Here is a 10,369-nt window from a genome sequence, read left to right as displayed (position 1 = left end):
TTCTGCAAGGTGTCCTGGTTGTAGATCTTCTTGCCGTCGGTGCGCTTGACCATGATCGTCACGGTCAGCGGATTGCCGAAGTTCGGATGATCCCGATACGTCTGCACGAACGGATCGTCCGACGGCAGCAGGTCCGCAAAGATCGTGCGAATGTCGAGACGCGGCATCCCCGCCGCAAACGCGAGCGTGACCAGGATGAAGAAGATGCCGACGGATGCGCGGTGCGCGACGACCCAGCGGGCGATTCGGAAACGGAGCGTATTCATTCAGTGCTCTGGAATTCGGTTCTTGTCCCGATGGCGCGCGACGACAAACGTTGTCGCCGGCCCCGGGTCTCGTCGTTCGGTACGGCCCGCGTCCACTGTCGGCGCGGTTGTCTCTTTCCCTGATCGGGTCCCGGCGGTCCGCAGACCGCGCCGCCCTTGCCGCGCGGCGAACGCGGGCGGACTCCTCTCGCACACGTCATTCGTCGCATCGTGATTTTCGAGACTGGGGCATCCCCCGCTTGATGCTCCGTGCACTTCGATGCGCGAAAGGTGCAATCGGATCGCGAGATGTCGGGGCAGCGCTGCCGGCGAGACGCTGCGCAGATCGTCGTCAGCTCTTCGGAGCGCGTGCCTTCAGTCGATACTCGCTGGGCGTCATGCCGTACTGCGCCTTGAACAGGCGACTGAACGTCGCGTAGTCGCTGAAACCGTGATCGAACGCGATGTCGGTGATCTTCCGGTGCTGCTGGCGCAGATCGCCGAGCACCTGCAGGCTCCGCTCGAGACGGATGTCGTGAATCATCTTGGCCGGCGTCAGCCGGCATTCCTTGAACAGCATGTACAGCGAGCGGCGCGACATGCACAGGGCCTCGGCCAGGCCGTTGGCGTCCAGGTCCGGATCGGCGATGTGATCCAGGATGTGTCGCTGCGCCTTGTTGAGCCGCGGGTTCTGCAAGGTGCTGGCGCCCAGGTCGCTGGCGGACCGATGCAGCGACGCCGACAGCATCCATTGGACGGCCTGGATCACCGTGGCGCTGCCGGATTGTTCTTCCGCAGGAATGCTCGTCACCGCCATCAGCGCACCGAGCGCTGCGCGCATCGTCGAGGTCTCGCCCATGCTGGCGCCGCAGATCTTCTGGCTGATGTGCTCCCAGCCCGGACAGGCCGCGTGCGGCAGCATCAGCACCGCGAAGTGCGCCCGCTCCGAAAGCCGGATGCGATACGGACGCGCGGTGTCGCAGACGGCGGCCTGCCCCGGTTCGATCAGGCACTGACGCTTGTCCTGCTCGAGCTGCAGGCTTCCGGACATCTGCCACACCAGCTTGATGAAGCCTGCTTCCGAAGCCTCGGCCAGATGTCGCGTGCGGATCACCTCGCTGGCGCCGGCGCTGATGGTCGTCAGTGCACCGTCACCGAAGCGGTAGGCGCTGACTTCGGCGTTGAATTCACCGTCGCTGTGATTGGCGTGCTCGAGCCACGGAAAATGATCGTGGACGAAATCCTTCCAGGGCCCGAAGCCGCGGACCTGCTCGGACAACAGCGGTTGCAGCGATAGGGACGCGGTGCTCGCGCCCGCTGCGGGGCTTGCCGGACTGGCCACTTGCATCGTGATGCTCCTCGCAGGCTTCGTCTTGCGGACGCACGTCCCCCTGCAGGGCTCCGCACGCCATCGGGTTTCGATGAGCCCGCCCTGTTGGTGATTATTCCCGGGCGGTCTTTCTTGCGACCGCTATTGCTGCTGCTTTGCGATCTTGAAGGCGCGCATACCGATGATGAAGAGCGCGACCAGCGCGAGGCCGCCGAACAGATACGCAGGTCCGAGCGCGAGCGTGCTGAAGATGTCGCCCGCTCCGTACTTGTTGTCGCCGAAGCTCAGGCCACGATTCGGCGTGAAGTTGCCGAAGAAATAGAAGCCGATGTTGGCCCAGCCGTCGAGCACGATGATGTAGCCCAGACGCGTCATCGCCTTCTCGGAGAAATCGAGCAGCGGCAGCACGAACGCGACGGCGATGACCATCATGCCGTTGAGCGCCGGACCCGAATGCGCGCGTGCCCATCCTTCGGGCGTTCCCGGCACGTTGAAGTGCACGATGTATCCCGGGACGATTTCGAAACCGCCGACCAGATGCATCCACAGCCCCACACCGAACAGCAGGGTGCAGAAGATCATCAAGATGCCGTGGGCCGACATCTTGCGTTGCAGGTTGCTGCGCATTCGTTCCTCCTCTCTTCTCTAGTAGTCGTACCGCGCCCCGGCCGGTTCACCGGCCGTGGGTCAAACCTTGACGACGGGACGGTGATACCGGCTCCCGTAGAACATCAGCGGCGAGCCATCCTCGTTGCCGCAGGCCGTGACTTCGGCCACGAACAGCGTGTGGTCATGCACCTGCACCTTCTGGATCACCGCGCATTCGAACCACGCCAGGCAGTGGCGCAGCGTCGGAATCCGATCACGCACCAGGAAGTCCGGCTTCAGCGTTTCCTGCGGCTTGCCGGCGAAATGCGCCGAGAATTCCTGCTGCTCCTCGTTGAGGATGCACGCGCCGTAGCGGCCCGCACGCGAGATGAAACGGTTCGCTTTGCCGGGCTTGAGCGACACCAGCACGGTCGGCGGCTCGAGGCTCACCGACGTGAAGCTGTTGACGGTGGCGCCGTGCACGTTGCCGTCGTCGTCCTCGCAGGTGAGCACGACGATGCCGGTGGCGAACAGCGACACCGACTTGCGGAAGCTCATCGGGTCGATCGATGCGTCCCGCACTCCCATGAAGTCCAGGCTCTCGAGCCAGTCCTGCTCCTGCCCAGGATTCTGGCCCACCTGCCGAGCGGGGCTGACGATCATGCAGCGTCTGCCACCAGTGATTCGTTGACGGCCTCGGCGCAACCCGCGGGCGGGCGGCGACGCTCCAGCCAGGCCTTCATGCGTTCGATGCTGGCGAAGCAATCCCACTGCCGCTCGGGATAGTTGAAGTTGTCGGTGAACTCGTCGGCCAGCGCGCGGTTCTGGCTGAGCGCACCGATGAACTGCTGCAGCTCCACCGGCATGGCCTTGAGGTTGGTCATCATGAAGTTGGTCCAGCGCGTCGCACCGAGCACGCGATCCTGGCGGCGCATGTTGACGTGCTCGACGAAGCGCTCGTCGTACACCTCCTGCTTCACGATTTCCTCACCGAGGATGATCGCCGCGTACGAGGCCATGTTCGCGCCCTGCCCGAGCACCGGATCGACGACCGCCTGCACATCGCCGAGTGCGATGGCGAGCTTGCCGCCGTCGAGCTTGACGTGCGACTTGCGCACCGTCGGCGTCACGCCGCCCTGCAGCAGGTCCAGCGGACCGTTGGCGAGATCGAATTCCTTCTCGTCGATACGATCGGCGCAGTCCGGATAGTGCTTGCGCAGCTTGCCGAGCAGCAGGTCGAGGAACGCGCGCGGATTCTCGTCGTACTTGGTCTTGGCCAGGATCTCGAGATCGCCGCCGATGATGTTCTCGATCACCAGCGCGTTCTGCATGCCGTTGAACGTCAGCGTCGGGATTTCGATCATCTCGCCGGCGCCCGGCGAGAAGTACATCGTGACCGCACGCTTGGGCGTGCGCTGGGCGATGCCCTTGAACAGGCCCACGCACAGCGCGCGCTGCGGACGATCGAACGGCGAGTGCGCCGGCTCGTGCTGGAACATCTGGCCGAACGGGCCCTTGCCCGTGCACACGACCATGACGTCGAACTTCGCGCTGAGCGCGGAGACTTCGTCGCCCTTGATCTCGCGGTACTCGATGTTGCCGCCGCGGGCCTCGAAGTCTTCCATCAGGCGCGGCTGGTAGATGCGGTAGTCGACCGCGCGGCTGGGCGCATGCAGGTCGCCGTAAAAGCGCAGCGGCTGCGGGGGAACGTTGATGAAGTAGTGGTGACCGACATAGCCGTCGTTCGGCCAGTGGTTCACGCCGAGCGCGTTCTCGCGATCCACCGTGACCGCGTGGTGCGCCACGGTGTTGAGCAGGCGCATGCCGCGATATTCCTCGGGCTTGCGGTCCGTGAAGATCGTGACGTCGACGCCGTGCTGCCGCAGATACAGGCCCAGATGCAGGCCGGCGGTGCCCGCGCCGACGATTCCGATTTTCTTGCTCATCGCGTCGATACTCCTCACTTTTAGAATGTACGGCCCGCTTTGTGTATCGAATACTCGCGCGCTGTCGTCTCGTCCGAAAGCGGCCATATAGACTAAGACCTATTCCATATCGGACTAGATCTACGTGGACGCCCTCCAGTCCTACACCGCCTTTGTACGCAGCTTCGAGGCCGGGAGTTTCTCGGCGGTGGCGCGTGAGATGGGGACCTCGCAATCCGCGGTCAGCAAGCAGATCGCGGCGCTCGAAAACAGCCTCGGCGTCCAGCTTTTCGCCCGCACGACGCGCCGCCTTCAGCCCACCTCCGAAGCGCTGCAACTCTACGAGCACGTTCGCCAGTTGCTGGATGCGATGGACGCGCTCAGGTCGGCGAGCGGACGCAAGGCCGTCGCCAGCGGCACGCTGCGCATCACGCTGCCGAGCTCCTACGCCAAGCGCCGGATCATTCCGCTGCTGCCGGGCTTCCTCGAACGCTTCCCGCAGGTGAGCCTGGACATCCAGCTCACCGACCAGGTGCTCGACCTGGTCGAGGAGGGACTGGAGCTGGGCGTGCGCATCGGCAACCTGGCGCCGAGCACGCTGATGGCGCGCCCGATCGGCGTCGTCGACCAGATCCTGGTGGCCTCACCCGAATACCTTTCGAAACAGGGGACGCCGGATACGCCGCTCGACCTGTCGAACCACGCGTGCGTGCTGTACGGCGGCGGCACGCGCTGGACGCGCTGGGAGTTCGAATCGGAAAGCGGACGCCACGCCGTCGAGGTCAGCGGGCCGGTACGCGTCAACGATCCGCAGGCGATGTTCGAACTGGTCTGTGCGCACCAGGGCATCGCGCTGGTGCCGGACTGGGTGATCGCCGACGAGATCACGTCCGGCCGCGTCACCTGGCTGATGCCGGAGTTCTATCCGATTCCGCAGCCGGTGAACTTCGTCTATCCGCAGACGCGCTTCCTGTCGCAACGCGCGCGCAGCTTCATCGACTACATCCTGGAGACGCACCGCCAGCGGCGGTGACGCCACAGTAGCCCGGACGAAGTCCGGGGTTGCGTTCCGTATTCGAGGGGAACCCCGGGCTTCGCCCGGGCTACGGGTGCGCCATCGATTCCTCAAACCCGCTCGATCACCATCGCGATGCCCTGGCCCACGCCGATGCACATCGTGCACAGCGCGTAGCGACCCTGCGCGCGCTCGAGCTGGTTGATCGCGGTGATCACCAGGCGGCCGCCCGAGGCACCGAGCGGATGGCCGATGGCGATGGCGCCGCCGTTCGGGTTCACGTGCTCCGCGTCGTCGGCCAGGCCCAGGTCGCGCGTCACCGCGAGGCCCTGCGCGGCGAACGCCTCGTTGAGTTCGATGACGTCCATCTGCTTGAGCTTGAGTCCCGCGAGGTCGAGCACGCGGCGCGTCGCGAGGGCCGGACCGAACCCCATGATGCGCGGCTCGAGGCCGATCGTCGTCGTGGCCAGCACGCGTGCGCGTGGCTTGAGGTTGTAGCGTGCCGCAGCGGTCTCGGACGCGAGCAGCACTGCCGCCGCGCCATCGTTGACGCCGGACGCATTGCCCGCGGTCACGGTGCCGCCTTCCTTCACGATGCCCTTGAGCTTGGCGAGCATCTCGATCGTCGTGTCGGCGCGCGGGTGCTCGTCGGTGCGAAACATCTTCGGATCGCCTTTCTTCTGGGGCAGTGCCACCGGCACGATCTCGCGTTCGAAGAAACCCGCGTCGTTCGACTTCGCCCAGCGCTGCTGGCTGCGCAGCGCGAACGCATCCTGGTCCGCACGCGAAACCTTGAACTGCTCGGCGACGTTCTCCGCCGTCTCCGGCATCGAATCGATTCCGTAGCGCGACTTCAGGATGGAATTGACGAAACGCCATCCGATGGTCGTGTCCTCGATCTTCGCCGTGCGCGAGAACGCCGAGTCCGCCTTGCCCATCACGAATGGGGCGCGCGTCATGCTCTCGACGCCGCCCGCGAGGATCAGCTCGCCCTCGCCCGCCTTGATCGTTCGCGCCGCCATGCCGATGGCATCGAGGCTCGATCCGCACAGGCGGTTCAAGGTCACGCCCGGCACTTCCTGCGAAAGCCCCGCGAGCAGCGCCGCCATGCGCGCGACGTTGCGGTTGTCTTCGCCGGCCTGGTTGGCGCAGCCGTAGATGACGTCGTCGACGGCGGCCCAGTCCACACCCGGATTGCGCCGGATCAGTTCCGCGATCGGCAGCGCTGCGAGGTCGTCGGCGCGGACGTTGGCCAGCGAGCCGCCATAACGGCCGAAGGGCGTGCGGACGGCGCCGCAGATCAATGCTTGTTTCATGGTTTCCAGTGTTCGCGACGGGAGCGGGCCGCGTGCGGCCCGTGTCCCTGGGTTAGTGCTTGGGACGCTTGTCGATGACGCGGCGGGCCTTGCCCGCCGAGCGTTCCAGCGATTCGGGCTTGTTGACCAGCACCTTCACGCTGATGCCGACGTAGGTCTTCACGAGGTGCTGCAAGCTGCGCGAGACCTCGGCCTGCTTGTCGGCGCCGCAGTCCGCGGCCTGCACGTGCAGTTCGACCGACACCGACACCGCGTCGAGATTGCCGTCCTTGCTGACCTCGATCAGGTAGTGCGGTGCGAGCTCGGGAATCCTGAGCAGCAGTTCCTCGATCTGCGTCGGGAACACGTTGACGCCGCGGATGATCAGCATGTCGTCCGAGCGGCCGGTGATCTTGCCGATGCGGCGCATCGAGCGCGCCGTCGGCGGCAGCAGCCGCGTGAGGTCGCGCGTGCGATAGCGGATGACCGGCAGCGCTTCCTTGGTCAGCGACGTGAAGACCAGTTCGCCCTCCTGACCGTCGGGCAGCACCTCGCCCGTCACCGGATCGATGATCTCGGGATAGAAGTGGTCTTCCCAGATCACCGGGCCGTCCTTGGTCTCGACGCACTCGCTGGCGACACCCGGCCCCATCACTTCGGACAGGCCGTAGATGTCGACCGCGTCGATGTTGGCGCGCTGCTCGATCTCCTGGCGCATCGCGTTGGTCCAGGGCTCGGCGCCGAAGATGCCGACGCGCAGGCTCGACTTCGCGGGGTCGAGCCCCTGGCGCTCGAACTCCTCGATGATGTTGAGCATGTACGAGGGCGTGACCATGATGATGTCGGGACGGAAGTCCTGGATCAGCTGGACCTGCTTCTCGGTCTGCCCGCCCGACATCGGAATCACCGTGCATCCGAGGCGCTCCGCGCCGTAGTGCGCGCCCAGGCCGCCGGTGAACAGGCCGTAGCCATAGGCCACGTGCAGGATGTCACCGGGCGCGGCGCCCGCCGCACGGATGCTGCGCGCGACGACGTTGGCCCAGGTGTCGATGTCGTTCTTCGTGTAGCCGACGACGGTCGGCTTTCCGGTGGTGCCGCTCGACGCGTGCACGCGCACGACCTGCTCGCGCGGCACGGCGAAGAGATTGAACGGATAGTTGTCGCGAAGATCCTTCTTCGTCATGAAGGGGAACTTCGCCAGATCCGAAAGCGATTTCAGATCTCCGGGCTTCGCCCCAACGGCATCGAACGCGGCGCGGAAATGCGCGACGTTGGTGTACGCGTGATGCAGCGACCACTTGAGCCGCTCGAGCTGCAGGGACACGAGCTCGTCCCGGCTCGCGCGCTCGATGGGTTCCAGCGCGGCCGCGCGCGGTGGATGGCGGGTAGACATGGCTTCCTCCTTGGTCTTCGTACTCTTTCCCATACGCCCGACGCGAGCATGGCGCGTGGTGCACCTCGGTCGACCGAGCGTGCAAATCGGGAGGGTGACGATGAGCCAGGAGGCGCGGGCCGGGTCAGCCCGCGACGTTCACCAGCGTCGTGACCAGCCCAGGTAGATGGTGTCCACGTGCGGCTCCACGCCATCCGTGCCGCCCGGGAAGATGCCCGGCACCGAGTCGCCGCGGTACGAGCCGCGCATGTAGCGGCCGTAGGAGGCATGCAGTTCGGTGGCCTGGGTCCAGCGATACGAGAAGCCCGCGGTCATGTTGAGCGCCGGGTTGGGCGCGAGCGCGCTGAACCCGCCGGTGTCGGCGGAATCATCGGCCTGCGTCTTGCGCCCATAGGCGAACCCGGCGCGCAGATCGAGCCGGGGCGTCGTGTGCCAGGTCAGGCCCACGCGGTAGTTGGTCTGGTTGCGCCAGTTGAAACCGCTGCCGTTCTTGCTTCCCAGCGGCTTGCCCTGCGGGTCGGTCAAGGTGTCGAGCACGCCGTTGCCCAGTGCCGGGATCGAGCCGAAGTAGATGCGCTGCAGATCAACGGCCAGGGTCAGGTTCTCGTCCTTGAGCGCCAGGCCCAGGCTGAACATGGCAGGGATGTCGAAATTGCCGCCGGCGAACAAGCCGCGGTACTCGTCGAAGTCTTCCATGTAGACGCGCGTCGAGTAGGCCGCACCCAGGTCGAGCCAGGGCCGGACCTGGCCGAGCCAGCCGACGCGCACGCCGGCGCCGAACGCCTTCTCGTAGCCGTTGTTCGTGACGTCGTCCGGGAAACGCGACAGCGGCGCGAAGGCCTGCAGGCCGTACACGCGCAGCTGCTGGTAGGCGAGCAGCGGCGAGATGCCGAAGCTGTGAACCGCATCGACCCGGTACGACAGCGTCGGCGCGATGATGAGCTGCGTGAGATCGAACCCCACTTCGCCACAGCCGCCCAGGAAATTGCCGGGCCGGTCGCCGCACAGTGCGGGATTCAGATTGGAGCCGGCGACACCGGTCGTCTCGTGGTACTCCGTGTTGAGACCGCCGTTGGCGTAGACCGTGACGCCCCAGGCCCAGTTCTCGTTGATCTTGCTGGCGTAGCCGCCGTCCGGAATCACGAAGAAATCGTTGCGGCTCTTCGAGCTGAAATCGTAGTCGGTGCCCGAACCGCTGCGCGTGGCGCGACGGTACGGCGCGAACAGCAGCACGCCCAGGTCGACACGGTCACCGACCGCCGAGAGCTTGGCGGGGTTGGACGCGCCGAAGAAGGTATCGAAACCCACCGCGGTCGAGGTGCCCGCCACCTGCCCGGCATAGGGGCCGTAGCCCAGCACGAAGTAACCACCTCCAGCCTGCGCCGCGGGCGATAGGAGCAAGGCCGAGCCGAGCAGGCTCGCGGCGAGTGTCACGCACAGCTTGAAACGGCTCATCAAAGTCCCCTGGGATGCACAGCCGGTTGGCTGCGCGCGCGTGTTGGCCACGCTTGTCCCTGAATTTTACAAGTCGGCCCCGCTCCGGAACGAGGCAGAGGGTCAGCCCCCATATCAGGCTCAGGCCTCTGGCACGTGAGCCCCCGCAATGACCTCTCCCTTGATGCGTGCGGATCTGCCGCGGAACACGGCGATGGTCTCGCCGCTTTCGTTGACCACCGCTGCGTCGTAGATGCCGGTGCGACCCGAGAGCACGCGCTCCTGCGCAGTCGCCACCAGCAGCTCACCCTCGCGTCCCGGGCGCAGGAACTCGATGCTGCAACCGGCGGCGACCGTCGCGTCGTTGCGGCTGTTGCACGCGAATGCAAAAGCGCTGTCGGCAAGCGTGAACAGGAAACCGCCGTGACAGGTGCCGTAACCGTTCAGCATGTCGCGCCGCACGCGCATGCTCATCCGTGCGAAGCCCGGCCCGATCGCTTCGATCCGGATGCCCAGCCCTTGCGAAGCATGATCGTTGGCGTACATCGACTCGCCGCAGCGGCGCGCGAGGTCGCCTTCCGCATCGGTTCCTCGAGGAATGTCCTGGCTCATCGGGCAATGTTCTTGGAATGGTTGTTCGTGTTCAGGTCTTGCGCACGCGGCGCGCGTGCGCCTTGCGTTCATCGATGCGATGCAGCGCTGCGGCGTGCCGCTCGCGATCCTCGTCGGATTCCAGCACCAGCGCCGGGACGTCGACCGGCTTGCGGTCGTCGTCGAGCGCGACCATCGTGAAGTAGCAGGTGTTGGTGTGCCGGCGCTCGCCGCTGCGGATGTTCTCCGCTTCGACGCGGATGCCCACTTCCATCGATGTGCGACCGGTGTAATTGATGCACGACTTGAACGTCACCAGGTCACCGACGTGGATCGGCTCCTTGAAGAACATCTGGTCGACCGACAGGGTCACGACGTAGCGCTTGCTCCAGCGCGAGGCGCAGGCGTACGCGACGCTGTCGAGCAGCGACAGGATCTTGCCGCCGTGCACGTTGCCACCGAAGTTCGCCATGTCCGCCGTCATCAGCACGTTCATCGTGAGGCGTTTTTCGGGCGGGCTCATGGCTGGCGTCGGTGGCGGATCGAGCGCCGA

Annotated in this window: 10 protein-coding genes and 1 pseudogene; 1 reads left to right on the top strand and 10 read right to left on the bottom strand. The window is 65.7% G+C overall.

Annotated elements, in window-relative coordinates:
• The 5 genes and pseudogenes from DFR24_RS16725 to styA all read right to left on the bottom strand — a co-directional run.
• Positions 1-266: pseudogene (locus DFR24_RS16725) on the bottom strand (efflux RND transporter permease subunit); the annotation flags it as partial.
• A 331-nt stretch (positions 267-597) separates the two neighbouring features.
• A complete protein-coding gene (locus DFR24_RS16720; protein ID WP_133882514.1) occupies positions 598-1,593 on the bottom strand; it encodes a helix-turn-helix domain-containing protein in 996 nt (331 codons plus the stop codon).
• A gap of 123 nt (positions 1,594-1,716) precedes the next feature.
• Positions 1,717-2,202, bottom strand: a complete 486-nt coding sequence (styC, locus tag DFR24_RS16715; RefSeq protein ID WP_133882513.1) for a styrene-oxide isomerase StyC — start codon at positions 2,200-2,202, stop codon at positions 1,717-1,719.
• Positions 2,203-2,262: 60 nt separating this feature from the next.
• A complete protein-coding gene (styB, locus tag DFR24_RS16710; protein ID WP_246051681.1) occupies positions 2,263-2,826 on the bottom strand; it encodes a styrene monooxygenase NADH-dependent flavin reductase subunit StyB in 564 nt (187 codons plus the stop codon).
• Positions 2,823-4,109: a styrene monooxygenase subunit StyA gene (gene styA, locus DFR24_RS16705; protein WP_133882512.1), complete on the bottom strand. Its 1,287-nt coding sequence runs from the start codon at positions 4,107-4,109 to the stop codon at positions 2,823-2,825. The genes styB and styA overlap by 4 nt, the downstream gene beginning before the upstream one ends.
• A 124-nt stretch (positions 4,110-4,233) precedes the next feature.
• On the opposite strand from styA, the gene DFR24_RS16700 reads away from it, so the two are divergent.
• Complete coding sequence (locus DFR24_RS16700; protein WP_133882511.1) at positions 4,234-5,121, top strand: LysR family transcriptional regulator; 888 nt, start codon at positions 4,234-4,236, stop codon at positions 5,119-5,121.
• A gap of 92 nt (positions 5,122-5,213) precedes the next feature.
• On the opposite strand, the gene pcaF is transcribed toward DFR24_RS16700, so the two are convergent.
• From pcaF to DFR24_RS16675, 5 genes are all read right to left on the bottom strand, one after another.
• Positions 5,214-6,419 (bottom strand): 3-oxoadipyl-CoA thiolase, encoded by a 1,206-nt coding sequence (gene pcaF, locus DFR24_RS16695; protein WP_133882510.1) that lies wholly within the window; start codon positions 6,417-6,419, stop codon positions 5,214-5,216.
• Between the two features lie 52 nt (positions 6,420-6,471).
• Positions 6,472-7,791, bottom strand: a complete 1,320-nt coding sequence (gene paaK / locus DFR24_RS16690; protein ID WP_133882509.1) for a phenylacetate--CoA ligase PaaK — start codon at positions 7,789-7,791, stop codon at positions 6,472-6,474.
• A 138-nt stretch (positions 7,792-7,929) separates the two neighbouring features.
• Positions 7,930-9,246 (bottom strand): OmpP1/FadL family transporter, encoded by a 1,317-nt coding sequence (locus DFR24_RS16685; protein ID WP_133882508.1) that lies wholly within the window; start codon positions 9,244-9,246, stop codon positions 7,930-7,932.
• A gap of 120 nt (positions 9,247-9,366) precedes the next feature.
• Positions 9,367-9,837 carry a hydroxyphenylacetyl-CoA thioesterase PaaI gene (gene paaI, locus DFR24_RS16680; protein ID WP_133882507.1) on the bottom strand — a complete coding sequence of 157 codons (471 nt, stop codon included), beginning with the start codon at positions 9,835-9,837 and terminating at the stop codon, positions 9,367-9,369.
• A 31-nt stretch (positions 9,838-9,868) separates the two neighbouring features.
• Complete coding sequence (locus DFR24_RS16675) at positions 9,869-10,339, bottom strand: acyl-CoA thioesterase (RefSeq protein WP_133882506.1); 471 nt, start codon at positions 10,337-10,339, stop codon at positions 9,869-9,871.
• Positions 10,340-10,369 lie beyond the last annotated feature (30 nt).

It is taken from the genome of Panacagrimonas perspica, from assembly GCF_004364935.1.
GTDB lineage: Bacteria > Pseudomonadota > Gammaproteobacteria > Nevskiales > Nevskiaceae > Panacagrimonas > Panacagrimonas perspica.
This window is presented reverse-complemented; position numbering and strand designations above follow the sequence as displayed.